Genomic DNA, 25,968 nt, shown 5'->3' on the forward strand with positions numbered 1-25,968 from the left:
ATTATCCACAGGTAGATCCCAGCTCATTCACAGCGTACAATAGCCTCCTTTTCCCGGGTGAGAGCACCATGTCTGACATTACCCTGATCAGTGGCAGTACGCTTGGCAGTGCCGAATATGTAGCAGAACACGTGGCTGAGAAACTGGAAGAAGCCGGTTTTTCCACTCAGATGTTTCATGGCCCCGAGCTCTATGAAGTTCCGCAGGAAGGGATCTGGCTGGTTGTGTGCTCGACACACGGCGCGGGCGAGTTACCTGATAACCTGCAACCTTTTTTGGAGCAGTTGGAAGATCAGCAACCCGATCTGTCTAAAGTACGCTTTGGCGCGTTAGGCCTGGGCAGCAGTGAATATGACACCTTCTGTGGCGCGATCGGTACGTTGGATCAAAAACTGACGTCATTAGGGGCAAAACGGATCGGTGATCGTCTTGAGATCGACGTGACTCAACACGAAATTCCTGAGGATCCGGCCGAGGTTTGGGTGATCAACTGGATTAATTTGATCAAATAAGTGTAAATTTCAGGCGATCAGATGTGGATAACTATGCTTAAAAGCAGGGTAAAACCCGTAGTTATCCCTCTAACAACTCCTGTACGCTTTTCATGCTGTGCATAACTCTCACTTCTGATCCCAGCTTATACTGTCCAGGATCACCGATCATTCACAGCATTCGATCCTTCTTAGCATATTGATCTTCATAAACAAAAATGACTTATGCACAGAGGATCGCGATCTTAATAGAAGTATTAATAAGAGATCTTTAAATAAAAAAGATCTTCTTTTAATTAGTGAAGATCCCCGGGGACTTGTGGAAGCTCAAAACTTGAGTAGAATCCCTCCTCCCAACGCCATACAAAGAAAGTTCGCTTGAACGCCGAGGTGCAGTCGCATGTTTTATCCGGATCAATTTGACGTCATCATCATAGGTGGTGGTCATGCAGGTACCGAAGCCGCCATGGCTTCTGCACGCATGGGACGTCAGACCTTATTATTAACCCACAATATCGACACGCTGGGACAGATGTCGTGTAACCCTGCAATTGGCGGGATCGGGAAAGGACATCTGGTAAAAGAAGTGGACGCACTGGGCGGACTGATGGCCACGGCTATCGATCATGCGGGCATTCAGTTTAGGATACTAAACGCCAGCAAAGGCCCTGCTGTCAGGGCGACACGTGCTCAGGCTGACCGGGTTCTGTATCGTCAGGCAGTACGCACCGCACTGGAAAACCAGCCAAACCTGATGATCTTCCAGCAACCGGTTGAAGACCTGATCGTCGAAAACGATCGTGTCGTGGGTGCTGTGACCAAAATGGGGCTGAAATTCCGCGCTAAATCGGTTGTTCTGACGGTTGGTACCTTCCTGGATGGGAAGATCCACATCGGTCTGGAGAACTACAGCGGTGGTCGTGCCGGGGATCCTCCTGCGATCTCCTTGTCCCAGCGCCTGCGTGAATTACCTTTACGCGTTAACCGTCTTAAAACCGGTACACCTCCGCGTATCGATGCCCGCACCATTGATTTCAGCGTGCTGGCACAACAACACGGTGATAATCCGGCACCAGTATTCTCGTTTATGGGCAACGTGTCGCAGCATCCGCGCCAGATCCCGTGTTACATGACCTATACCAACGAAAAAACCCATGATGTGATCCGCAATAACCTGGATCGCAGCCCTATGTATGCCGGGATCATCGAAGGGATCGGCCCGCGTTACTGTCCGTCGATCGAAGATAAAGTCATGCGTTTTGCCGATCGCAATTCTCATCAGATCTTCCTTGAACCGGAAGGCCTGACCAGCAATGAAGTTTATCCAAACGGTATTTCCACCAGCCTGCCATTTGATGTGCAGATGCAGATCGTCCGGTCTATGCAGGGGATGGAAAATGCCGTCATCGTTCGTCCGGGTTATGCGATTGAATACGATTTCTTCGATCCGCGTGATTTGAAACCGACGCTGGAAAGCAAATTTATCGCCGGTCTGTTCTTTGCCGGACAGATCAACGGCACCACTGGTTATGAAGAAGCCGCTGCGCAGGGCTTGCTGGCTGGCATGAACGCTGCTCGTTGTGCCACTGAGCAGGAAGGCTGGGCACCGCGTCGCGACCAGGCTTATCTCGGTGTGCTGGTTGATGACCTGTGTACGCTGGGCACCAAAGAACCGTACCGCATGTTTACTTCACGTGCTGAGTACCGCCTGATGCTGCGCGAAGATAATGCCGATTTACGTCTGACTGAAAAAGGCCGTGAGTTAGGTCTGGTTGATGATGCTCGCTGGGCGCGCTTCAACGAAAAACTGGAAATGATCGAACAGGAACGTCAGCGCCTGCGTGGCATCTGGGTGAACCCGCATCATGCACAGGTTGAAGAAATTAACGCGCATCTTTCTGCTCCGCTTTCTAAAGAAGCCAGTGCGGAAGAGTTACTGCGTCGTCCTGAAATGACCTATGAGCTGATCACTAGTCTTTCCCCGTTCGCACCTTCCGTTCCGGATGTACAGGCGGCAGAACAGGTAGAAATTCAGATCAAATATGAAGGCTATATTGCCCGTCAGCAGGAAGAGATCGAAAAACAGCAGCGCAATGAAAACACCGTGCTGCCGGTTGATCTTGATTACCGGCAGGTGAATGGTCTTTCCAATGAAGTGATCGCCAAGCTTAATGATCACAAGCCGACCTCCATTGGTCAGGCATCGCGGATCTCGGGTATTACGCCTGCAGCTATCTCGATCTTGCTGATCTGGCTTAAAAAACAAGGCTTACTGCGCCGTAGCGCATAAATCACATCTCAATGACCGCCCTTTGTAGCCAAAGCGGCGGTCAGTTCTTACTTTTCCCATCTTTCTGAGTGTTTTATCATTTCTCTACCGGGCTGTTCCCGGAATATCGACTCTTTCTGAGGATTCACTGTGCAAAAGAAACTGGACTCGCTGCTTGCTGCGGCAGGAATAGCGTTACCCGATCAGCAAAAACAGCAACTGATTGGCTATGTTGAACTGCTGCATAAGTGGAACAAGGCCTATAACCTGACGTCTGTTCGTGACCCGATGCAAATGATGGTGCGTCATATCATGGACAGCATCGTGGTGAATGAACACCTGCAAGGCAGTCGTTTCATTGATGTCGGCACCGGTCCTGGTTTGCCAGGCGTTCCTCTGGCCATTGTTCGCCCTGATTCACACTTCACGCTGTTGGACAGCCTGGGTAAGCGTGTACGCTTCCTGCGTCAGGTTCAGCATGAGCTGGGGCTGAAAAATATCGAACCGGTACAAAGCCGTGTGGAAGAGTTTGAGCCAGAGCCGCCGTTTGATGGGGTAATTAGCCGTGCTTTTGCATCTCTTCAGGATATGCTTTCCTGGTGCCATCATCTGCCGCAAAAAGGGCAGGGGCGGTTTTACGCCTTAAAAGGAGTCAGCCCTGATGATGAACTGGCCGCATTACCGGAAGGTATCACTTTGGAATCTGTCATAAAACTGCAGGTACCAGAACTTGACGGGGAACGACATCTCGTCATTCTTCTCTCAAACTAAAGTTGCGTTTTATCAAATAATATTTAAAAAATGGCTGTGTTTACACAGTTAAAATGAGCAGGCTAATTATATAGCGGTGGCAAACTCTCTATCACCGCTTTTTTACACACTGATAGCATTTAAGAGATGTTTTTATTTTAATCCGGACTGTAATAGTCACTTGTGAAATTGAACGTCCGCCACCCTGCGGATATTCAACTTGTAATGAAAATGTTGTTATTTGTTGGGTTGTTGTGTCAATAAATCGTGGTTATTTTTAAATAAGTTTGTTTAACGAGCAGTGTTTTATTAACAAATTGATTTATAAAGGTTTTAAAAGGCCTGATTAGCTAAAGACATTCAAACAGTGCAGGGTATATAAAGTGTCCTGCGTTAATTATGTGATCCAGTGCACGCTTCTTTGTCGGGTGATGAAATAACCGTATCAAACCAAAAAGGGCAAATTCAGCTATAGTTTGGTTGTCAAAATAGTCGTGAAGGGGAAAATTTAAATAATTGTTCACCTTTTCGCTACTTATCCATTGAATTCGTCCCTGTGCCCCGTATAATTTGCTCGGTTTTTGCTGCTTGACTCAAAACAGTAAAGGCAGTGATATACGGCATTCAGTCTACCTCCAGCTAGGTACTTGATACGGAGAGAACAAACGTCATGTCTGTATCCGGTATTTTACACAGTACAAATAGTGTGAAGGTTGCCAGAAAGCTGTTGATACTGCAGTTATTGACCTTTGTTCTGCTCAGTGCAGTATTTGGTCTTAAAAGCCTGGAATGGACCACATCGGCTCTTATGGGTGGTTTGGCCGCCTGGGTGCCAAATGTACTGTTCATGCTGTTTGCATGGCGCCACCAGGCGCAAACAACGGTCTCTGGACGGGTTGCCTGGTCCTTTGCTATCGGAGAAGCGCTGAAGGTGCTGGTTACGGTGATCTTAATGGTTATCGCACTTGGCCTGTTTAAGGCGGCATTTGCTCCGTTGGGGTTGGCCTATTTATCGGTGTTGATGACCCAGATTTTGGCACCGGCCGTCATTAACAGTTACCGTACTTAACTACTAAAGGGTAAGAGGCATCATGTCTGCATCAGGAGAAATCTCTACTCCACAAGAGTATATCGGTCACCATCTGACTCAGCTTCAGATCGGGACGGGATTCTGGTCGATTAACATCGATTCGATGTTTTTCTCCGTGTTCCTCGGAGTACTCTTTCTGGTTATTTTCCATCGCGTAGCCAAAAACGCCACCAGCGGTGTCCCGGGTAAACTGCAAACCGCAGTTGAACTGGTCGTTGGTTTCGTCGACAGCAGCGTGCGTGACATGTATCACGGCAAAAGCAAAGTGATTGCACCTCTCGCGCTGACCGTCTTCGTCTGGGTGTTTATGATGAACCTGATGGATTTGCTGCCAATCGATTTGCTGCCATTCATCGGCGAGCACATCTTTGGTCTGCCAGCGTTGCGTGTGGTTCCTACGGCTGACGTGAACATCACGTTGTCCATGGCACTTGGCGTATTCATTCTGATTCTTTTCTATAGCATTAAGATGAAAGGCTTTGGCGGTTTCATTAAAGAACTGACAATGCAGCCATTCAATCATCCGGTTTTCATTCCGGTTAACCTGATTCTTGAAGGTGTCAGCCTGCTGTCTAAACCAGTTTCACTGGGTCTGCGACTGTTTGGCAATATGTATGCGGGTGAGTTGATCTTCATCCTTATTGCTGGCCTGTTGCCGTGGTGGTCACAGTGGGTTCTGAATGTGCCTTGGGCCATTTTCCACATCCTGATCATTACGCTACAAGCCTTTATTTTCATGGTTCTGACGATTGTCTATCTCTCGATGGCATCTGAAAAACACTGATTTTCTTTCAACACTACTGCGTTTTAACTGAAACAAACTGGAGACTGTCATGGAAAACCTGAGTATGGATCTGCTGTACATGGCTGCCGCTGTGATGATGGGCCTGGCGGCAATCGGTGCTGCAATCGGTATCGGCATCTTGGGTGGTAAATTCTTGGAAGGTGCTGCACGTCAGCCTGACCTGATCCCTCTGTTGCGTACACAGTTCTTTATCGTTATGGGTCTGGTCGATGCAATCCCAATGATTGCGGTTGGTCTGGGTCTGTACGTGATGTTTGCTGTCGCCTAACACTGAGTTCGCTCAGCGTTAATCGAACTACATCAAATAATTCACTTTGAAAGAGGCATTGTGCTGTGAATCTTAACGCAACAATCCTCGGCCAGGCTATCGCGTTCGTCCTGTTTGTCTGGTTCTGCATGAAGTACGTATGGCCGCCAATTATGGCTGCCATCGAAAAACGTCAGAAAGAAATTTCTGAAGGTTTATCTTCCGCAGAACGTGCCAAAAAAGAGCTGGACTTAGCGCAAGCCGATGCGACCGACCAACTGAAGAAAGCCAAAGCTGAAGCTCAGGTAATCATCGATCAGGCGAACAAGCGTAAAGCTCAAATCGTCGACGAAGCAAAAGCTGAAGCCGAGCAGGAACGTAACAAGATCGTGACGCAAGCCAAGGCAGAGATCGACGCCGAACGCCAACGCGCCCGTGAAGAGTTGCGTAAGCAAGTCGGAATTTTGGCCATTGCTGGCGCCGAGAAGATCATCGAACGTTCCGTGGATGAAGCTGCTAACAGCGACATCGTTGATAAACTGGTCGCTGAACTGTAAGGAGGGAGGGGCTGATGTCTGAATTTGTAACTGTAGCTCGCCCCTACGCCAAAGCAGCTTTTGACTTTGCCGTTGAGCACCAAAGCTTAGATCGTTGGCAGTCCATGCTAGCGTTCACGGCTGAAGTCACGCGCAATGAACAAATTGAAGAACTGCTTTCCGGTGCTAGCGCGCCTGAAACTTTGTCTAAAACGTTTATTGCCGTATGTGGTGACGAACTCGACGACGCAGGCCAAAACCTGATTAAGGTAATGGCTGAAAATGGACGTTTACGCGTTCTTCCGCAAGTGCTGGAGCAGTTTATCGAACTGCGCGCCTCTCTCGAGGCTGTTGCTGAAGTTGAAGTGACTTCAGTAAATCCGCTTACGGAAGAACAGCAGGCAAAAATTGCTGCTGCGATGGAAAAACGTCTGTCTCGCAAAGTTAAGCTGAATTGCAAAATTGACAAGTCTGTTCTTGCCGGTGTCGTAATCCGTGCAGGTGATATGGTGATTGATGGCAGCGTTCGCAGTCGTCTTGAACGCCTGGCAGACGTCTTGCAGTCTTAAGGGGACTGGAGCATGCAACTGAATTCCACCGAAATCAGCGAACTGATCAAGCAGCGCATTGCTCAGTTCAATGTGGTGAGCGAAGCTCACAATGAAGGTACTATCGTTTCCGTCAGTGACGGGATCATCCGCGTGCACGGCTTAGCCGATGTCATGCAAGGCGAAATGATTGCGCTGCCGGGTAACCGCTACGCTATCGCCCTGAACCTGGAGCGCGACTCTGTAGGTGCCGTTGTAATGGGCCCTTACGCTGACCTCGCCGAAGGTATGAAAGTAAAATGTACGGGTCGTATCCTGGAAGTTCCCGTTGGCCGTGGCCTGTTAGGTCGCGTTGTTAACACCCTGGGTGCACCTATTGACGGTAAAGGTCCGGTAGAGCATGACGGCTTCTCAGCTGTTGAAGCGATCGCACCTGGCGTTATCGAACGTCAGTCCGTAGATGAACCTGTGCAAACAGGTTATAAGTCCGTTGATGCCATGATCCCAATTGGTCGTGGTCAGCGTGAACTGGTCATCGGCGACCGTCAAACCGGTAAAACAGCTCTGGCGATCGATGCGATCATCAACCAGCGTGATTCCGGCATCAAATGTATTTATGTGGCTATCGGCCAGAAAGCGTCCACCATTTCTAACGTGGTTCGTAAACTGGAAGAGCACGGCGCACTGGCAAACACCATCGTTGTTGTTGCAACTGCATCAGAATCTGCTGCACTGCAATACCTGGCACCGTACTCCGGTTGCGCAATGGGTGAATACTTCCGTGACCGCGGTGAAGACGCACTGATCGTTTATGATGACCTGTCTAAACAGGCTGTTGCTTACCGTCAGATTTCCCTGCTGCTTCGTCGTCCACCAGGTCGTGAAGCTTACCCAGGCGACGTTTTCTATCTCCACTCCCGTCTGCTGGAACGTGCTGCGCGTGTTAACGCCGAGTATGTTGAAGCATTCACCAAGGGTGAAGTGAAAGGCAAAACCGGTTCCCTGACTGCGCTTCCAATTATCGAAACGCAAGCAGGTGACGTTTCCGCGTTCGTTCCGACCAACGTAATCTCGATTACAGATGGTCAGATCTTCCTGGAATCAAACCTGTTCAACGCCGGTATTCGTCCTGCGGTTAACCCAGGTATTTCGGTATCCCGTGTTGGTGGTGCTGCTCAGACTAAGATCATGAAGAAACTGTCCGGTGGTATTCGTACTGCTCTGGCACAGTATCGTGAGCTGGCTGCGTTCTCGCAGTTCGCCTCAGATCTGGACGAAGCAACGCGTAAACAGCTGAACCATGGTCAGAAAGTGACCGAGCTGCTGAAGCAGAAGCAATACGCTCCGATGTCAATCGTCGCGCAGTCTCTGATCATCTTCGCAGCAGAACGTGGTTATCTGGAAGACGTTGAATTGTCTAAAGTCGGTAGCTTCGAAGCGGCACTGTTGGCTTATGCCGACCGTGAGCACGGCGAGCTTCTGCAGCAAATCAACCAAACTGGTGCGTATAACGATGAGATCGAGGGTAAATTCAAAAATATCCTCGATACCTTCAAAGCAACCCAGTCCTGGTAACACTAAACGGTCCTGCTGGTATTAAAACCCGGCAGGCCGTTTGGTCTTGAGGAGAAGCAGAGATGGCCGGCGGAAAAGAGATACGTAGTAAGATCAGCAGCGTGCAAAACACGCAAAAGATCACTAAAGCGATGGAAATGGTCGCCGCCTCCAAAATGCGTAAAACGCAGGATCGCATGGCGGCCAGCCGTCCTTATGCAGAAACCATCCGTGAAGTGATTGGTCACCTCGCGCTTGGTAATCTGGAATACAAGCACCCTTACCTGGATGAGCGTGAAATTAAGCGCGTCGGGTATCTGGTGGTGTCTACCGACCGTGGTCTTTGTGGTGGTCTGAACATTAACCTGTTCAAAAAGCTGCTGTCAGAGATGAAAGGCTGGTCCGAAAAAGGTGTTGAAGTTGATCTCGCACTGATCGGTTCCAAAGCAGCCTCTTTCTTCGGCTCCGTAGGGGGCAACGTTGTTGCTCAGGTGACTGGCATGGGGGATAACCCTTCTCTGTCAGAACTGATCGGACCCGTAAAAGTGATGTTGCAGGCTTTCGACGAAGGTCGCTTAGACAAGTTATGCGTTGTCAGCAATAAATTTATCAATACCATGTCTCAGGAACCCCGCATCGTTCAGCTGTTACCACTGCCACCGGCAGAAGACGGCGAACTGGCGAAGAAGTCCTGGGATTACCTGTATGAGCCGGACCCTAAAGCCTTGCTGGACACCCTCCTGCGTCGCTACGTGGAATCTCAGGTTTATCAGGGCGTCGTAGAAAACCTGGCCAGCGAACAGGCCGCGCGAATGGTAGCGATGAAAGCCGCAACCGATAACGGCGGCAGCCTGATCAAAGAGCTGCAGTTGGTATACAACAAAGCTCGTCAGGCCAGCATCACTCAGGAACTCACCGAGATCGTCGGGGGAGCCTCCGCGGTTTAAGCTAGGTTTACGAATTACGTAGAGGATTCAAGATGGCTACTGGAAAGATTATCCAGGTAATCGGCGCCGTGGTGGACGTCGAGTTCCCTCAGGATGCAGTACCGAACGTGTACAATGCTCTTGAGGTAGAAAACGGTACCTCCAAACTGGTGTTGGAAGTACAGCAACAGTTAGGCGGCGGCGTTGTTCGTTGTATCGCAATGGGTACCTCAGATGGCCTGCGTCGCGGTCTGAAAGTGAACAACCTGGAACACCCAATTGAAGTTCCGGTTGGTAAAGCGACTCTGGGTCGTATCATGAACGTATTGGGTGAACCAATCGACATGAAAGGTGAAATCGGCGAAGAAGAACGTCGTGCTATTCACCGTGCTGCGCCTTCTTATGAAGAGCTGGCAAACTCCCAGGAATTGCTGGAAACCGGTATCAAAGTTATGGATCTGATGTGTCCGTTCGCTAAGGGCGGTAAAGTCGGTCTGTTCGGTGGTGCGGGTGTGGGTAAAACTGTAAACATGATGGAGCTGATCCGTAACATCGCGATTGAGCACTCCGGTTATTCTGTGTTTGCAGGCGTGGGTGAACGTACTCGTGAGGGTAACGACTTCTACCACGAAATGACCGACTCCAACGTTATCGACAAAGTTTCCCTGGTGTATGGTCAGATGAATGAGCCACCAGGTAACCGTCTGCGCGTTGCACTGACCGGCCTGACCATGGCGGAGAAATTCCGTGATGAAGGTCGTGATGTACTGCTGTTCGTTGACAACATTTACCGTTACACCCTGGCCGGTACCGAAGTGTCCGCACTTCTGGGCCGTATGCCATCAGCGGTAGGTTATCAGCCGACTCTGGCGGAAGAGATGGGCGCTCTGCAAGAACGTATCACCTCGACCAAAAGTGGTTCTATCACCTCCGTACAGGCCGTTTACGTTCCTGCGGATGACTTGACTGACCCATCTCCAGCGACCACCTTCGCTCACTTAGATGCGACCGTGGTTCTGAGCCGTCAGATCGCGTCACTGGGTATCTACCCGGCGGTTGACCCACTGGATTCTACCAGCCGTCAGCTGGATCCACTGGTTGTTGGTCAGGAACACTACGATGTGGCTCGTGGCGTGCAGTCTATTTTGCAACGTTACCAGGAACTGAAAGACATCATCGCGATCCTGGGTATGGACGAATTGTCAGAAGATGACAAACTGGTCGTATCCCGTGCGCGTAAGATTCAGCGCTTCCTGTCCCAGCCATTCTTCGTGGCCGAAGTCTTCACCGGTTCTCCGGGCAAGTTCGTATCGCTGAAAGATACCATTCGTGGTTTCAAAGGTATTATGGACGGCGACTACGATCACCTGCCGGAACAAGCGTTCTACATGGTTGGCACCATTGATGAAGCAGTGGAAAAAGCCAAAAAACTGTAACGCTAGCTTGTTGTGAGAGAGGATGACATGGCTGAAAAAGCTTACCATCTGGACGTTGTTAGTGCTGAAAAACGTATGTTTGAAGGCATGGTACAAAAAATCCAGGTGACGGGTAGCGAAGGCGAGCTGGGGATTTTCCCCGGGCATGCTCCGCTGCTCACCGCCATCAAGCCTGGCATGGTGCGCATTGTTAAAGAACACGGTGAAGAAGAGTATATCTATCTTTCTGGTGGCATCCTTGAGGTGCAGCCGAATGCAACGACCGTGTTGGCTGATACTGCAATCCGTGGGCAAGACCTCGACGAAGCGCGCGCGCTTGAAGCTAAGCGCAAAGCGGAAGAACACATTAGTGGTTCTCACGGCGACGTTGATTACGCTCAGGCGTCAGCGGAACTGGCTAAGGCGATCGCGAAACTTCGCGTTATCGAACTGACCAGAAAAGCGATGTAACGACATCAGTTAGAAAAGCGACCTTCGGGTCGCTTTTTTTTTGCCTTTAAAAAAGTACATTTTCAGTTTTTTTCCCAACGCAAATTTTCGCTTTTAGTGGAATACTTGCGTGATTAATCGACACTTTACCCTCAGTTTTTTTGGTGTAGTCTATGCAGCATACAACCCTTGCAGGCTGCGGTCTGCGGGCGGTTTTTGAAGCGAAATATGTAGTAATCCGCGCACTTAACGGGTTACTTTTGTCACTCAAATTGGATTTGTCAGGTTACCTATGTCGAACAGCGCACTGAGTGTGGTGATCCTTGCCGCGGGCAAGGGGACACGCATGTACTCCAACCTTCCGAAAGTTCTTCACCCGTTGGCCGGCAAGCCAATGGTTCAGCACGTCATTGATGCGGCCACGCAAGTGGGTGCCCGGAACGTGCATCTGGTCTATGGCCATGGTGGCGATTTACTGAAGAAAAATCTGGCAGGCAGTGATCTGAATTGGGTATTGCAGGCAGAGCAACTGGGCACCGGTCATGCAATGCAGCAGGCCGCGCCGTTCTTTGCCGATGATGAAGATGTGCTGATGCTGTACGGCGATGTTCCGCTGATTTCCGTCGAGACCCTGAACGAATTACTCAAAGCCAAGCCTGATGGCGGCATTGGTTTACTGACCGTTGTGCTGGATGACCCGACCGGTTATGGCCGCATTGTTCGTGAGAACGGTATTGTTACCGGCATCATTGAGCAGAAAGATGCCAGCGAAGAACAGCTGAAAATTCAGGAAATTAACACCGGTATTCTGGTGGCTAACGGCGCGTCATTCAAACGCTGGCTCGGTCAGCTGAACAACAATAACGCGCAGGGTGAATACTACATCACCGATATTATTGCGATGGCGCATGCTGAAGGGCATCTGATCGCCACCGTGCATCCGGCGCGAAACAGCGAAGTGGACGGCGTAAATAATCGCCTGCAACTTTCCCGTCTCGAGCGCGTATATCAGAGCGAACAGGCTGAGCGTCTGTTGCTGGAAGGCGTGATGTTGATGGATCCGGCGCGGTTTGATCTGCGAGGTGAACTGGCGCACGGTATTGATGTGGTGATCGACACTAACGTGATCATTGAAGGCCAGGTAAAACTGGGCGATCGCGTCAAAATTGGTACAGGCTGCGTGCTGAAGAACTGCGTGATAGGTGATGACTGTGAAGTCAGCCCGTACAGCGTGTTCGAAGATGCGGTGCTGGAAAGCGGCTGTACTGTCGGACCGTTTGCCCGTCTGCGCCCCGGCGCTGAACTGGCTGAAGGCGCGCATGTAGGTAATTTCGTCGAAATTAAAAAGACGCGTCTGGGTAAAGGCTCGAAAGCCGGTCATCTTTCCTATCTTGGCGATGCCGAGATAGGCGATAACGTGAATATCGGTGCGGGCACCATCACCTGTAACTACGACGGCGTGAACAAGCATAAAACTGTCATCGGTAATGATGTCTTCGTCGGGTCTGACACACAGCTGGTCGCGCCAGTCACCGTGGGTAATAACGTGACTATCGCTGCGGGTACGACAGTGACGCGCGATGTGCCAGAAAACGGTCTGCTGCTAAGTCGTGTACCGCAGGTGCATAAACCTGACTGGCAGAAACCGGTGAAGAAAAAATAAGCTATTCTGAGGCTTAAGCATTCAGGCGCAGTTTTCTGCGCCTGATGTTTGTTTATCACGTTGTGTTTTGGTCTGCATTTTGTCGTCGAAATTCAGTCCAAAACATAATAATCCCCAACTCTCTACAAGGCTCGGGGAACCGCAAGTACACCGGAAAACGGGGCTTGTGGATAAATCAGGTCAGGCATCAAAAAAGGTCCCGAAAGACCTTCTATAGGAATAAAACTGATGTGTGGAATTGTAGGCGCTGTGGCGCAACGCGATATTGCTGAAATTTTGTTGGAAGGTTTACGCCGTCTCGAATACCGCGGTTATGACTCAGCCGGTCTGGCTGTGATTGATGCCGACGGGAAAATGGGACGTCTGCGTCGTCTGGGCAAAGTCCAGATGCTGGCTGATGCGCTGGATGAACATCCGCTGCACGGCGGTACCGGTATTGCTCACACCCGCTGGGCAACACATGGCGAGCCTTCTGAAGCCAATGCCCACCCGCATGTGTCTGATTACATCGCGGTTGTGCATAACGGTATTATCGAAAACCACGAACCTCTGCGTGAGTTACTGATTGAACGCGGCTACCGTTTTGATTCTGAAACGGATACCGAAGTGATCGCGCATCTGGTGCATTGGGAACAACTTCAGGGCGGCACGCTGCTGGAAGTCGTTCAGCGTGTTATCCCGCAACTGCGTGGTGCGTACGGTACGGTAGTGATGGACCGCCGCGACCCGTCTGTTCTGGTCGCTGCCCGTTCCGGTAGCCCGCTGGTGATTGGCCGTGGCGTGGGTGAAAACTTCATCGCTTCCGACCAGCTGGCGCTGTTACCTGTTACCCGCCGCTTCCTGTTCCTGGAAGAAGGTGATGTTGCTGAGGTTAAGCGCCGTTCTGTCAGCGTATATGACAAAAATGGTCATGCCGTTGAGCGTGAAGAAATCGAATCCAAAGTACAGTACGACGCCGGTGACAAAGGCGTTTACCGTCACTACATGCAAAAAGAGATTTACGAACAACCGCTGGCCATTAAAAACACCCTCGAAGGGCGTTTCAGTCACGGCGAAGTGAATCTGAGCGAGCTGGGCGAAAAAGCTGACGAAATTCTGTCCCGTGTTCAGCATGTGCAGATCATCGCCTGCGGGACGTCTTACAACTCCGGCATGGTGGCTCGTTACTGGTTCGAATCTCTGGCCGGTATGCCATGTGATGTCGAAATCGCGTCAGAATTCCGCTATCGCAAATCCGCTGTTCGTCCGGGCAGCCTTATCATCACGCTTTCTCAGTCTGGTGAAACGGCTGATACGCTGGCAGCGCTGCGTCTGTCCAAAGAGCTGGGTTATCTCGGTTCTCTGGCGGTCTGTAACGTGGCCGGTTCTTCTCTGGTACGTGAATCCGATCTGGCGCTGATGACTAAAGCCGGAACCGAAATTGGCGTGGCCTCTACTAAAGCGTTCACCACGCAGCTGACCGTTCTGCTGATGCTGGTGGCTCGCATGGGCCGTCTGAAAGGGATGAGCCCGCAAGTTGAGCATGACATTGTTCACGCGCTTCAGGCGTTGCCTGCGCGTATCGAACAAATGCTGTCGCTGGATAAAACCATCGAATCTCTGGCTGAAGGTTTCTCTGACAAGCATCACGCCCTGTTCCTCGGTCGCGGCGATCAGTATCCGATCGCGATGGAAGGTGCGCTGAAGCTGAAAGAGATTTCGTATATTCACGCAGAAGCTTATGCGGCGGGCGAGCTGAAACATGGCCCGCTGGCGCTGATTGACGCGGATATGCCGGTGATCGTCGTTGCACCTAATAACGAATTGCTGGAAAAACTGAAATCGAATATCGAAGAAGTGCGCGCCCGTGGCGGGCTGCTGTATGTCTTCGCAGATCAGAACGCCGGTTTCACCGACAGCGAAGGGATGAAGATTATCCAGCTGCCACACGTTGAAGAAATCGTCGCACCGATTTTCTACACCGTGCCGTTACAGTTGCTGTCCTACTACGTTGCGCTGATTAAAGGCACCGACGTTGACCAGCCACGTAACCTGGCGAAGTCTGTGACCGTCGAATAAAACCGACCTATTCAGTCGCTGATTCTCTGAGCGCCTTTCGGGGCGCTTTTTTATTGTTTCCGGTTTTTCTCTTTCTCAGTAAACGGTCACGATTTTCTTCTCTCAGACTTCGTAACCCGCGCCGGATAAGGTATAGTTCGCGTTTTTCTGAAGGTGCTTTGCTCAATGCAGACCGACTCCATTCGTCTTAACAAATACATCAGCGAGAGCGGAATTTGCTCGCGCCGCGATGCCGATCGTTACATCGAACAGGGAAATGTTTTTATTAACGGCAGGCGTGCCGCGGTAGGGGCTCAGGTATTTGCCGGCGATGTGGTGAAAGTGAATGGTCAGGTTATCGAGCCGCGTGATGAAGAAGATCTGGTACTGATCGCGCTGAACAAACCTGTCGGCATCATCACCACGATGGAAGAAGGTGAGCGGGACAACATCCGCGATTTCGTTAACCACAGCAAACGCGTCTTCCCGATTGGCCGTCTGGATAAAGATTCGCAGGGCCTGATTCTGCTGACCAATCATGGCGATCTGGTCAACAAAATCCTGCGCGCCGGTAACGACCACGAAAAAGAATACATCGTCACCGTCAACAAGCCGATCACAGACGAGTTTATTGCCGGTATGGGCGCGGGCGTACCGATGCTCGGTACCGTGACCAAAAAGTGCAAAGTGAAGAAAGAAGCGCCGATGGTGTTTCGTATTACGCTGGTGCAGGGGCTTAACCGCCAGATCCGCCGTATGACTAAGCACTTTGGTTTTGAAGTCACTAAGCTCGAACGCGTGCGCATCATGAACATCAATCTGAAAGGATTGCCGCTGGGCGAATGGCGTGACCTGACCGATGATGAACTGATTGAGTTATTTAAACTGATTGAAAATTCGTCGTCTGAAGATAAACCGGCGAAAAAAGCGCAGGCAAAAACTGCTCAGGCTAAGAAACCCACTGCTGCAAAACCGGCTGTCACAAAACCGAAAAATACCGAAAAACCGGAGGGTAATTCAGGCTCCCGTAAGCGTTTTGCCCAGCCCGGACGTAAGAAGAAAGGGCGATAATTTGCCCGCTTTTAGTCATCTGCCGGTGTCACAACCGGCATTTCCCGCTTAAAATCTCCGCATTTTGCCCGTATGGTTCGAATTGTGACCAGTGTCATAAAACTGTCACATAACGTACATTTTACTGTCACTAAACTGTCCTATTTTCCTCCTGTGCCAAACACTTTAATTAACGTCGACATCAGTCGGGAAGTTTAAAACCACCAGGAGTGGAACATGAAATTGATGCGTAACACCGTCGCCGGTCTTGTAGCAGCGACTTTCTCCCTCACAGCAATGTCTGCTTTCGCTGCCACTAACCTGACTGGCGCTGGCGGTACCTTCCCAGCTCCTGTTTACGCTAAGTGGGCTGACGCATATCAGAAAGAAACCGGTACTCAGGTTAACTATCAGGGCATCGGTTCTTCCGGCGGCGTGAAACAAATCATCGCCAAGACCGTAGACTTCGGCGCATCTGATGCCCCGATGAAAGACGAAGATCTGGCCAAAAACGGCCTGTTCCAGTTCCCTACCGTGATCGGTGGCGTGGTACTGGCTGTTAACATCCCGGGGATCAAATCCGGTCAGCTGACGCTGGACGGCGCAACGCTGGGTGATATCTACCTCGGCAAAATCAAAAAGTGGAACGACGCTGCGATCACCAAGCTGAACCCAGGCGTGAAACTGCCAGACACCAACATCGCGGTCGTTCGCCGTGCTGACGGTTCCGGTACCTCTTATGTCTTCACCAGTTACCTGGCGAAAGTAAACAGCGAGTGGAAAGACAAAATCGGTTCTGGTTCCACTGTGAACTGGCCTACGGGTCTCGGCGGTAAAGGTAACGACGGCGTTGCAGCCTTTGTTCAGCGTCTGCCTGGTTCAATCGGTTATGTAGAATATGCTTACGCCAAGCAAAACAACCTGGCTTACACCAAGCTGGTTGATGCTGACGGTAAAGCGATCAGCCCGACTGAAGAGTCCTTCAGCGCAGCGGCTAAAGGCGCTGACTGGAGCAAAACCTTCGCTCAGGACCTGACTAATCAGAAAGGTGACAATGCGTGGCCAATCAGCTCCACCACCTTCATTCTGATTTACAAAGATCAGCAAGACGCAGCGAAAGGCACTGAAGTGCTGAAGTTCTTCGACTGGGCTTACAAAAACGGCAACAAGCTGACGACCGATCTGGATTACGCAGCCCTGCCTGAATCAGTGGTTGAGCAGATCCGTGCAGCATGGAAAACCAACGTTAAAGACAGCAGCGGCAAAGCACTGTACTAGGAATACCTGTCATACCTGAAGCTGCACCGGCGTTAGCTGCGCTCGTTCACCCGAATCACTTACCTGAGTAAGCTCACCGGGATTCACTTGCAGCTGGCTTGGTGCAACTCCAATTATTTTGGGTATAGTAACTCTGCTTCATTCCCTCTCCGGCCGGGGAGGGAATTAAATCTGAATTAAAAGAGAGTGGTATGGCTGAATACAAGCCGGCTATCAAGGCACCCAGCAAAAACGGTGACATCATCTTCGGCGCTCTGGTCAAACTGGCTGCGCTGATTGTGCTATTCATGCTGGGCGGCATTATCGTCTCGCTGTTTATTGCTTCCCTGCCGAGCATCGAAAAGTTTGGTTTATCCTTCCTGTGGACGAAAACCTGGGATGCTCCGAACGAACAATTCGGCGCACTGGTGCCGATTTACGGCACGGTCGTGACCTCCATTATTGCCTTGCTGATTGCAGTTCCTGTCAGCTTTGGTATCGCATTATTCCTCACTGAGCTGGCGCCGAACTGGATGAAACGCCCGCTGGGTATTGCTATCGAACTGCTGGCGGCGATCCCCAGCATTGTTTATGGCATGTGGGGTCTGTTTGTCTTTGCACCGCTGTTTGCGCAGTACTTCCAGACGCCGGTGGGTGATGTACTTTCCGGTATCCCGATTGTTGGCGCACTGTTCGCCGGCCCGGGTTTTGGTATCGGTATTCTGGCGGCGGGCGTCATTCTCGCCATTATGATCATCCCGTACATTGCCTCCGTCATGCGTGACGTGTTCGAGCAAACGCCGGTGATGATGAAAGAATCTGCTTACGGCATTGGTTGCACCACGTGGGAAGTGATCTGGCGCATCGTGCTGCCGTTCACCAAAAATGGGGTTATCGGTGGCGTGATGTTAGGTCTGGGACGCGCACTGGGCGAAACCATGGCAGTGACCTTTATTATCGGTAACACCTACCAGCTCGACAGCGCATCACTTTATGCGCCGGGCAACAGTATTACCTCCGCACTGGCAAACGAATTTGCCGAAGCGGAAGCCGGTCTGCACACTGCCGCGCTGATGGAACTGGGTCTGATCTTGTTTGTTATCACCTTTATTGTCCTGGCGCTGTCGAAAGTGATGATCCTGCGTCTGGCTAAGAAAGAGGGCCGTTAAGATGACGACACTCGACATGCAAAGTAACGCAGCATTACTGGAATCACGCCGTAAACGTCAGGCATGGCGCCGTCAGAAAAACCGTATCGCGCTGATGGTCTCGATGATGACCATGGCGTTTGGTCTGTTCTGGCTGGTCTGGATCCTGTTTACCACCATCGTCAAAGGTGTGGACGGGATGTCGCTGGCGCTGTTCACGCAAAACACGCCGCCACCGAACACGGCGGGCGGCGGTCTGGCGAATGCCATTGCGGGCAGCGGATTACTGATTTTATGGGCGACGGTCATCGGTACTCCGCTGGGCGTGATGGCGGGGATTTATCTGGCCGAATATGGTCGCAAATCCTGGCTCGCTGAATTCATTCGCTTCATCAACGACATTTTGCTTTCTGCGCCATCCATCGTTGTCGGCCTGTTTGTGTACACCATTATGGTGGCAAAAATGGGTCACTTCTCTGGCTGGGCAGGCGTTCTGGCGCTGGCGTTGTTACAAATCCCGATTGTTATCCGTACCACGGAAAACATGCTGAAACTGGTGCCCGACAGCCTGCGTGAAGCAGCTTATGCGCTGGGTACGCCGAAATGGAAAATGATTTCGGCCATCACGCTGAAAGCGTCTGTTTCCGGCATTATCACCGGTATTTTGCTGGCGATTGCCCGTATTGCCGGTGAAACCGCGCCGCTGCTGTTCACGTCACTCTCCAACCAGTTCTGGAGCACTGACATGATGCAGCCGATTGCCAACCTGCCGGTGACTATCTTTAAGTTTGCGATGAGCCCGTTTGGCGAGTGGCAACAACTGGCCTGGGCGGGCGTGCTACTGATTACGGTGTGCGTGCTGCTGCTGAACATTCTGGCGCGTGTGATTTTCGCGCCGAAAAAGCAATAAGTTCATTCATTATCGATGGCAGACGAAAACGGCTGCCGTCACTGTTTACCCGGCGTCGCCATGCGGCGCGCGAATAAGAGAGATGTCTTAATGAGTCGAATGACTGACGCATCCAACAGCAAGATTCAGGTTCGCGATCTGAACTTTTATTACGGCAAATTCCACGCGCTGAAAAATATTTCCCTGGATATCGCTAAGAACGAAGTCACGGCATTCATCGGTCCGTCAGGTTGTGGTAAATCCACGCTGCTGCGTACGTTCAACAAAATGTACCAGTTATATCCGGAACAGCACGCAGAAGGTGAAATCCTGCTCGACGGCGAAAACATTCTGGTGGATAAGCAGGACATCGCGCTGCTGCGCGCCAAAGTCGGTATGGTCTTCCAGAAACCGACGCCATTCCCGATGTCTATTTATGACAACATCGCGTTTGGTGTCCGTCTGTTTGAAAAGCTGTCCCGCACGGATATGGACGAGCGTGTGCAATGGGCGCTGACCAAAGCTGCATTGTGGAATGAATCTAAAGACAAGTTGCACCAGAGTGGTTACAGCCTGTCCGGCGGCCAGCAACAGCGTTTGTGTATTGCACGTGGTATTGCGATCCGTCCTGACGTTCTGCTGCTCGATGAACCTTGCTCGGCGCTCGATCCGATTTCTACCGGCCGTATTGAAGAGCTGATCACCGAGTTAAAATCTGATTACACCGTGGTGATCGTGACCCACAACATGCAGCAGGCTGCGCGTTGTTCAGATCGCACTGCGTTTATGTATCTGGGCGAACTGATCGAATACAGCGACACTGACTCGCTGTTCACTTCACCAGCGCGCAAACAGACTGAAGATTACATTACTGGCCGCTACGGTTGAGGTACAAAGAATGGACAACCTGAACTTAAACAAACACATTTCTGGCCAGTTCAATGCTGAGCTTGAACATATCCGTACACAGGTTCTGGCGATGGGCGGCCTGGTTGAGCAACAACTGACTGACGCCATCACGGCGATGCACAATCAGGATGCCGAACTGGCGCAACGCGTCATCAAAGGTGATGACAAAGTTAACCTGATGGAAGTGGCGATCGACGAAGCTTGTGTGCGCATCATTGCCAAGCGCCAGCCAACCGCCAGCGATTTACGTTTGGTGATGGCGATTATCAAAACCATTTCTGAACTCGAGCGTATCGGTGACGTGGCAGATAAAATCTGCCGCACGGCGCTGGAAAAATTCTCACATTTGCATCAGCCGTTGCTGGTCAGCCTGGAATCGCTGGGCCGCCATACCGTAGAGATGCTGCATGATGTGCTGGATGCGTTTGCGCGTATGGATCTTGACGAAGCGGTGCGTATTTACCGTGAGGATAAAAAAGTGGATCAGGAATATGAAGGCATTGTGCGCCAGCTGATGACCTACATGATGGAAGATCCACGCACGATTCCAAGCGTGCTGACCGCACTGTTCTGCGCCCGTTCTATCGAACGTATCGGCGACCGTTGCCAGAACATCTGCGAATTCATTTTCTACTTCGTGAAGGGTCAGGATTTCCGTCACGTGGGCGGCGATGCGCTGGACAAACTGCTAACAGACGGCAAAGACGCGCCGAAAGAATAATCACTGGCTGATACTGCCCGACAAAAAAGGCCTCTTACGAGGCCTTTTTGCTATCCGCTCTGTAACAGCGTCCGATCAGCACAATTACTTCATCACATAGCGCAGCGCGACCTGTACGGCCAACTGTCGGTAATGGGCGGTCTGTAAATCCACTTCATCCGGATTTTCAAACAAAGCGCCGAACGTATACTGGTTGGCAACCTGGTGCACGCACAGGCTGCTGATCAGACGGTGAACGTCGCGTGCCTGCGCATCTTCTTTGAACAGATGGCTTTGCTTGCCGCGCGCGAGAATATCTTCCAGCAGCGTTAATGCCGATTTGTTGATTTCACGGATGCTGGTGGACTGACGGATAAACCGGCCGCGCAGCATGTTTTCCGTTGAAACAATACGAATGAATTCCGGATGTGAGACGTGGAAATCAAAGCTGGCTTCGACCAGTTTGACGATAGCTTCCGCGGGCGGAAATGACGAGAGATCCAGATCCCGCTCGTGCTGACGGATACCGCGGTAAACGTGCTCCAGCACCAGCATGTACAACGCTTCTTTGGTCTTGTAGTGATAGACCACCATACGTTTCGTGGTACTGGCGTTAGAAGCGATATTTTCCATGCGTGCGCCCATCAGACCGGATTCTGCGAATTCAGCCAAAGCGCTGTCAAAAATGCGCTGCTTCAGTCCTATCGGATCATTTTTACGTCCGGCGCCGGGGAACTTTGGCTGCTCAGCGTCTTATCCTCATCATTAACCACATTCACGCCACAGAGATTAACCATTGCGTCGCTCAGTTACAATCCGTGCGTTCATACAACGCCTCTGCACTTGACGAACGTGGCATGAGGGTCCACTACTGTAAGTATCGAAGCCTGACTTAAAGGACGCTATTTTGCCTGCAACCACCCGTTTACGTTCAATTGCGACAGTTTCAGTACCAGGAACCTTGCCTGAAAAGCTCACGGCGATAGCTGCTGCGGGATTCGATGGCGTGGAAATATTCGAAGATGATTTGCTTAAAAGTCCGGTCAAGCCGGTGGCTATCCGTAATCTCGCCGATTCCCTCGGCTTGCGTATTTTCCTGCTGCAGCCTTTCCGCGATTTCGAAGGCGTTCCTGCGGAAAAACGTATCGAAAAACTCGCCAGCGCGCGCCGTCAGTTTGATCTGATGCGCGAGCTGGGCTGCGATCATTTACTGGTGTGCAGCAACACCGATCCGGAAAGCTCACCGGAGCGGGATGTGCAGATTGCCGATCTCGCCGCGCTGGCTGAAATGGCGGAGCCTTATGATATCCGCATCGGTTTTGAAGCGCTGGCGTGGGGCAAACACATCAACCGCTACCGGCAGGCGTGGGATCGCGTACGTGAGGTGAACAGTCCGGCGCTGGGCATTGTGCTCGACAGCTTCCATATTCTCGCCACGGGCGACAATCTTGACCGGCTGGACGAAGTGCCGCTGGATAAAATCAGCTTCCTGCAACTGGCTGATGCGCCCTACAAAGACATGAATGTGCAGCAATGGAGCCGTAGTTATCGCTGTTATCCGGGGCAGGGTGATTTACCGCTGGTGGATTTCGTCAGCACGCTGAACCGAAAAGGCTTCACCGGGCCGTGGTCGCTTGAAATCTTCAATGATAAAACCCTGCCGCTGGCAGATGGCCTGCGATCCTTAGCGGAGCTGGAAAAGCGGATGCAGGCTTACGATCAGGATCACAATTCAAATCCATTTATAGAGGAAATTTAGGTTAAGTTTTACATCGTGTGTAATTCGGCGTATTAACCATGAAAAAAACAAGGGAATGTTATTCATGGATTTCAGAAGTCAGATGTTGAAGAACGCGGTTGCCAGTGAGCAGGCCACTTCTACCCCTTCAGGCTGCAAAGCCTGCCAGCGGAAAGGATTACCGATCTATCCTCTGCGTGTCGCAGCGGTGCCTCATACTCTGGTGAATACAGGCTGGCGACCAGATGTTCCTCAGCAAGAAGTTGAACTGACCGGAAGCGAATTTAAATATGCGCTGCGTACTTTACGCATGGGCTATGTGTATGTCTTGCTGGATAAGCGGATCTGGCAGGGCTATCAGGTGACGGCCAAAGGCTATCTGCGACAATTCAATCCCTTTAATATGCCCGAAAGTGAAACCGTTGAACCGCTGAGTGAATCCTGTGCTCAGCACGGGCACGATGTTTCTGCCAGTTTCATCAATATCGATGACAAAAAATACAGTGAAGCCTGGCTGGCTTTCAGCCGCGATCCCTGGAGTAAAGAGGTGCTTGAGGAATATAAGTCCGAAAGGCGCCCGGTCAGTCGTTTCACCAAAATTTCTCTTCCGGAGTTGAAAAATAATCCGGCGAGTATACCCGCAGCGCTGATTATGGATCCGCAACTCTCCTCAATGAAAGCTAATGTTGCCGAGTTTGCCACCGAGTATTTTTTCAATAATCCCAAAAGACTTACCGGTGAACCAGACGGTGGCGTTCACGGTTTTTTCCCCCGTACGGACATTGTTAAACAGAGAATTCTGGAACTGAAAATCTCGCACTTTAATGTGGAGTACCAATGCCGGACCGTGGCGCTGGCGCTGAATGACAGCGTGGGCGTGATTCAGGAACTGAATAATAGCCGTATGCAGATTGCGGAAGCGAGGCAGGAATATCTTGAGCTTCCCGGCGTCTTCCACCGACATATGATTTCTGAGGCGATCTGCCAGTACCTCGACAATATAAAAACTGAGGTAGTGAATAATCCCCGCCAGGCGTCATCAGGTCCGGGTATCGGGGGCGGCTATCCACGACCCGTTCCCTGGGAGAAAACGTTCAGCCAACAAACGCATCGTTTGCTGGAAAACTATGACGAACCGGCGCGGGCGTCCTTTGCCGCTGAATTTGAAGAGCGATTTACCTCCCCTGAAAAGCAGCTTGCCGCCATTGATACAGATCTTGCCGCCTGGTATCAGGCACCCGGCTGGCAGACGATCATTACGCATGATTATTCTCCTGATAGCAGTGCGGGGAGCTGGGCTGCGCAGATGCTGACGCTTGCTGCCTGTGTGCAGGGCGGTGCAATGGGCAAAGATACCTTAAAGGTCTGGGCGTTGTGGCTCGAAAAGGCTGACTCACCGGCGTATCAGGGCTTTACGGGAATGGACACCTCATTGCTGAACACTGTTTTCAACTACGGTAATTATAAAGCGGCGGCAACTTCCGATGAGTTTGGTCAGTATCTGAAAGGTGCTGCCATCCAGCGGAGCTGGGCTATCCGTATGCTGGCAGTCACTGGCTCTGCCGCCCGGCTGGGTAAGTCGCTGGCCGAGGCTCCCCGCAAAGGGTTTATGTGGATGATGCAGGCGGCCATGCTGACTGCGGGCGAATCCGTCGTTGTACTGAGATACCAGACGACCTTCCGCGGGTTGCAGAAACATCTCAGACATTCCGCTTCCCTGCGTCAGGCCATGTCGCAAAACGGCCCCGTGCTCAGGCTAACCGGTGGCAGTATGTCGGTGGTGGATGAAATTCAGGGGATGCGGGGCAAAGGGCTGGATACGCCGCTTTGGGTGGAGTTCAGTGCACCGGGGACTCTGGCGAAACTGCAAAGCGAGTTACCCGGCTTGACGGAAAAACCGTTCAATAACCCTGCGGTATTGGATGAATTGCACAATGTCTATCTTTCAGAGCTGTCGCTGGCAGAAAAAGGCGCAACCGGTCCGGTGCTTAAAGCAACTTATGCGCAGATCGCCAAATATGGCGAGTTAAGCCGCCGACTGGTCAGCGGTGACGGTGCCGGCCTGATACTGGGGGCAGGATTGCTGGCGATGCAGTGGTTTAACTGGCGTGAACTGACGGAGCGGCTGAATAACTCCGTGGGCACTGATAAAGATCTCGTCGCGGATATGGCCATTAACACCCTGCTGATGATGGAAGGCTTCTCAGAATTGTCAGGTTTTGCCTACAAACTGGCGTTAAAGAAAAACTGGGTGGTGCTGAGCGCCGCAGAGCAGGTGCCCGCCATGGTCAGGTTTGGGGCTGTGTTGGGGGGGATTGCGGGTATTGCTGATGGTTACAGAAATATATTAAAGGGCAAGGATACGTACAAAGCTGGCGATACCAGTGCCTCTGTGAGTTATTTTCTTGGGGGAGGCTCCATGGTTATTGGAGGGGTAGTAAGTAGTTTTTATGGTGCTCAGGGCCTTTTTTCTTTAGCTTCCAGCACGTCAGGTACAGGGTTTCTAGGATTTGGCCCAGCCGGCTGGGCGGCGATACTGTTAATTAGCGGGGCCATGCTGGCGTATGTTGGCAGTGAGTTGCGCTCCAAAGCGTTTGAAATCTGGTTGCGACGTACCTGCTTCGGCATTGAGCTGAAGCGGCATGGTAACGATATCGTCTGGCATGCCAACAGCCTGGAAGACCTGGCCGAAGCCCTGATCGATTACCGGGCGATTGTCAGCGGCATGGTGGCAGATGTGGCTTTTGCTTCTGCTGTTAGCCCAACCGGTCGCACCACCCTTGAGGGTGTGATTTATGAACGCATCGATCTGCGGGTGAGTATGCCCGGATGGGCGGCAGACAAAGGTGGCTGGTCCGTGCATCTGGCGCGTGCCGGTGACGATAAGGTATTGTTCTCGCAATCAGTGAGTGCGCCGGGGCAGGCTGACGGGTATCAGGCTGTGGAGCCTTCCGGTTATTATAAATACCGTCTGTCAGTGGATGAGGAGACGGTAACGGAAGGCGGTAAAGAGAGGAAGATAAACAGCCTGAATCTGATGGTCAGTGTCTGGGCGGAGCAAAGCCGTACAGCGAAAGTGACACTAATCGCGAATTACTGGCCGGATAATACTGATGCAGATTATCAGCTGAGCCTGACGGTCAGTAAACAGGGATGATGTGATGAAACGACAGTCCAGACTTGATGCGCCAGTTCGATACTGGGACGAAGATTTACCTAAACAGGCAGACGATCAGAAAGCTCCGCCGCAGCTCATCCGGGTGAATGAAATCAATGATGTGTGGATGGAGATCCCGCGTTATGTGAATTACGGGTGGGGGGGACTATGGTTCATGTCGTTTACACCACTTATCCCATTTGTCCTTATTCTTACATTCTTTGATTTACCGGGGATAACTACTCACGCCTCATTTTTATTAATTATTTGTTTAGTTGTTTTTGTTTTTTTATTAGTTTTGATTTTCTTCTTCCGAACGGTTTTATTTGAACCCCGGGG

The 25,968-nt window shown here is 51.3% G+C and carries 22 protein-coding genes and 2 pseudogenes; 23 read left to right on the forward strand and 1 reads right to left on the reverse strand.

Annotated features, from left to right (window positions below; genetic code table 11):
* Nucleotides 1-68: 68 nt before the first annotated feature.
* The 20 genes from mioC (at nucleotide 69) to phoU (ending at nucleotide 20,755) form a co-directional block, all read left to right on the forward strand.
* Nucleotides 69-512 (forward strand): FMN-binding protein MioC, encoded by a 444-nt coding sequence (gene mioC, locus UC15_RS21620; RefSeq protein ID WP_112290852.1) that lies wholly within the window; start codon nucleotides 69-71, stop codon nucleotides 510-512.
* A 379-nt stretch (nucleotides 513-891) separates the two neighbouring features.
* The gene (gene mnmG, locus UC15_RS21630) at nucleotides 892-2,781 is read left to right on the forward strand and encodes a tRNA uridine-5-carboxymethylaminomethyl(34) synthesis enzyme MnmG (protein ID WP_112290854.1); all 1,890 of its coding nucleotides are present in this window, start codon (nucleotides 892-894) and stop codon (nucleotides 2,779-2,781) included.
* 129 nt (nucleotides 2,782-2,910) lie between these two features.
* Nucleotides 2,911-3,531, forward strand: coding sequence for a 16S rRNA (guanine(527)-N(7))-methyltransferase RsmG (gene rsmG / locus UC15_RS21635; protein WP_112290855.1), 621 nt, complete (start codon nucleotides 2,911-2,913; stop codon nucleotides 3,529-3,531).
* Between the two features lie 649 nt (nucleotides 3,532-4,180).
* Nucleotides 4,181-4,579 carry a F0F1 ATP synthase subunit I gene (gene atpI / locus UC15_RS21640; protein ID WP_112290857.1) on the forward strand — a complete coding sequence of 133 codons (399 nt, stop codon included), beginning with the start codon at nucleotides 4,181-4,183 and terminating at the stop codon, nucleotides 4,577-4,579.
* 22 nt (nucleotides 4,580-4,601) lie between these two features.
* Nucleotides 4,602-5,384, forward strand: coding sequence for a F0F1 ATP synthase subunit A (atpB, locus tag UC15_RS21645; RefSeq protein WP_112290858.1), 783 nt, complete (start codon nucleotides 4,602-4,604; stop codon nucleotides 5,382-5,384).
* A 49-nt stretch (nucleotides 5,385-5,433) separates the two neighbouring features.
* Nucleotides 5,434-5,673: a F0F1 ATP synthase subunit C gene (gene atpE, locus UC15_RS21650; protein ID WP_004093904.1), complete on the forward strand. Its 240-nt coding sequence runs from the start codon at nucleotides 5,434-5,436 to the stop codon at nucleotides 5,671-5,673.
* A gap of 65 nt (nucleotides 5,674-5,738) precedes the next feature.
* Complete coding sequence (gene atpF / locus UC15_RS21655) at nucleotides 5,739-6,209, forward strand: F0F1 ATP synthase subunit B (protein WP_095924051.1); 471 nt, start codon at nucleotides 5,739-5,741, stop codon at nucleotides 6,207-6,209.
* 14 nt (nucleotides 6,210-6,223) lie between these two features.
* Nucleotides 6,224-6,757 (forward strand): F0F1 ATP synthase subunit delta, encoded by a 534-nt coding sequence (gene atpH / locus UC15_RS21660; protein ID WP_112290860.1) that lies wholly within the window; start codon nucleotides 6,224-6,226, stop codon nucleotides 6,755-6,757.
* Nucleotides 6,758-6,769: 12 nt separating this feature from the next.
* Nucleotides 6,770-8,311: a F0F1 ATP synthase subunit alpha gene (gene atpA, locus UC15_RS21665; RefSeq protein WP_013577682.1), complete on the forward strand. Its 1,542-nt coding sequence runs from the start codon at nucleotides 6,770-6,772 to the stop codon at nucleotides 8,309-8,311.
* Nucleotides 8,312-8,373: 62 nt separating this feature from the next.
* Nucleotides 8,374-9,237, forward strand: coding sequence for a F0F1 ATP synthase subunit gamma (atpG, locus tag UC15_RS21670; RefSeq protein WP_112290861.1), 864 nt, complete (start codon nucleotides 8,374-8,376; stop codon nucleotides 9,235-9,237).
* A gap of 32 nt (nucleotides 9,238-9,269) precedes the next feature.
* Nucleotides 9,270-10,652, forward strand: a complete 1,383-nt coding sequence (atpD, locus tag UC15_RS21675; protein ID WP_015699278.1) for a F0F1 ATP synthase subunit beta — start codon at nucleotides 9,270-9,272, stop codon at nucleotides 10,650-10,652.
* A 27-nt stretch (nucleotides 10,653-10,679) separates the two neighbouring features.
* Nucleotides 10,680-11,102 (forward strand): F0F1 ATP synthase subunit epsilon, encoded by a 423-nt coding sequence (locus tag UC15_RS21680; protein WP_095924048.1) that lies wholly within the window; start codon nucleotides 10,680-10,682, stop codon nucleotides 11,100-11,102.
* Nucleotides 11,103-11,373: 271 nt separating this feature from the next.
* Nucleotides 11,374-12,744, forward strand: coding sequence for a bifunctional UDP-N-acetylglucosamine diphosphorylase/glucosamine-1-phosphate N-acetyltransferase GlmU (gene glmU, locus UC15_RS21685; RefSeq protein WP_112290863.1), 1,371 nt, complete (start codon nucleotides 11,374-11,376; stop codon nucleotides 12,742-12,744).
* A 228-nt stretch (nucleotides 12,745-12,972) separates the two neighbouring features.
* Nucleotides 12,973-14,802 (forward strand): glutamine--fructose-6-phosphate transaminase (isomerizing), encoded by a 1,830-nt coding sequence (gene glmS, locus UC15_RS21690; RefSeq protein ID WP_112290864.1) that lies wholly within the window; start codon nucleotides 12,973-12,975, stop codon nucleotides 14,800-14,802.
* Between the two features lie 165 nt (nucleotides 14,803-14,967).
* Entirely contained in the window at nucleotides 14,968-15,852 is an 885-nt protein-coding gene (gene rluF / locus UC15_RS21695; protein ID WP_112290866.1) for a 23S rRNA pseudouridine(2604) synthase RluF, read from the forward strand.
* Between the two features lie 216 nt (nucleotides 15,853-16,068).
* A complete protein-coding gene (gene pstS, locus UC15_RS21700) occupies nucleotides 16,069-17,109 on the forward strand; it encodes a phosphate ABC transporter substrate-binding protein PstS (RefSeq protein WP_112290868.1) in 1,041 nt (346 codons plus the stop codon).
* 191 nt (nucleotides 17,110-17,300) lie between these two features.
* A complete protein-coding gene (gene pstC / locus UC15_RS21705) occupies nucleotides 17,301-18,257 on the forward strand; it encodes a phosphate ABC transporter permease PstC (RefSeq protein WP_112290870.1) in 957 nt (318 codons plus the stop codon).
* A 1-nt stretch (nucleotide 18,258) separates the two neighbouring features.
* Nucleotides 18,259-19,146, forward strand: coding sequence for a phosphate ABC transporter permease PstA (gene pstA / locus UC15_RS21710; RefSeq protein ID WP_112290871.1), 888 nt, complete (start codon nucleotides 18,259-18,261; stop codon nucleotides 19,144-19,146).
* 99 nt (nucleotides 19,147-19,245) lie between these two features.
* Nucleotides 19,246-20,013 carry a phosphate ABC transporter ATP-binding protein PstB gene (pstB, locus tag UC15_RS21715; RefSeq protein ID WP_013577692.1) on the forward strand — a complete coding sequence of 256 codons (768 nt, stop codon included), beginning with the start codon at nucleotides 19,246-19,248 and terminating at the stop codon, nucleotides 20,011-20,013.
* A gap of 10 nt (nucleotides 20,014-20,023) precedes the next feature.
* Nucleotides 20,024-20,755 (forward strand): phosphate signaling complex protein PhoU, encoded by a 732-nt coding sequence (gene phoU, locus UC15_RS21720; protein WP_112290873.1) that lies wholly within the window; start codon nucleotides 20,024-20,026, stop codon nucleotides 20,753-20,755.
* An 84-nt stretch (nucleotides 20,756-20,839) separates the two neighbouring features.
* On the opposite strand, the gene UC15_RS21725 is transcribed toward phoU, so the two are convergent.
* Nucleotides 20,840-21,367, reverse strand: a complete 528-nt coding sequence (locus tag UC15_RS21725; protein WP_369964580.1) for a TetR family transcriptional regulator — start codon at nucleotides 21,365-21,367, stop codon at nucleotides 20,840-20,842.
* Nucleotides 21,368-21,641: 274 nt separating this feature from the next.
* Between UC15_RS21725 and UC15_RS21730 the strand changes: the two are divergent.
* The 3 genes and pseudogenes from UC15_RS21730 to UC15_RS21740 all read left to right on the forward strand — a co-directional run.
* A pseudogene (locus tag UC15_RS21730) lies at nucleotides 21,642-22,448 on the forward strand (sugar phosphate isomerase/epimerase family protein); the annotation flags it as partial.
* 109 nt (nucleotides 22,449-22,557) lie between these two features.
* Nucleotides 22,558-25,629, forward strand: a complete 3,072-nt coding sequence (locus UC15_RS21735; protein WP_112290877.1) for a T6SS effector BTH_I2691 family protein — start codon at nucleotides 22,558-22,560, stop codon at nucleotides 25,627-25,629.
* A gap of 4 nt (nucleotides 25,630-25,633) precedes the next feature.
* A pseudogene (locus UC15_RS21740) lies at nucleotides 25,634-25,968 on the forward strand (hypothetical protein); the annotation flags it as partial.

The sequence above is a fragment of the Rahnella sp. AN3-3W3 genome (genome assembly GCF_003263545.1).
Classification (GTDB): Bacteria; Pseudomonadota; Gammaproteobacteria; order Enterobacterales; family Enterobacteriaceae; genus Rahnella; species Rahnella variigena.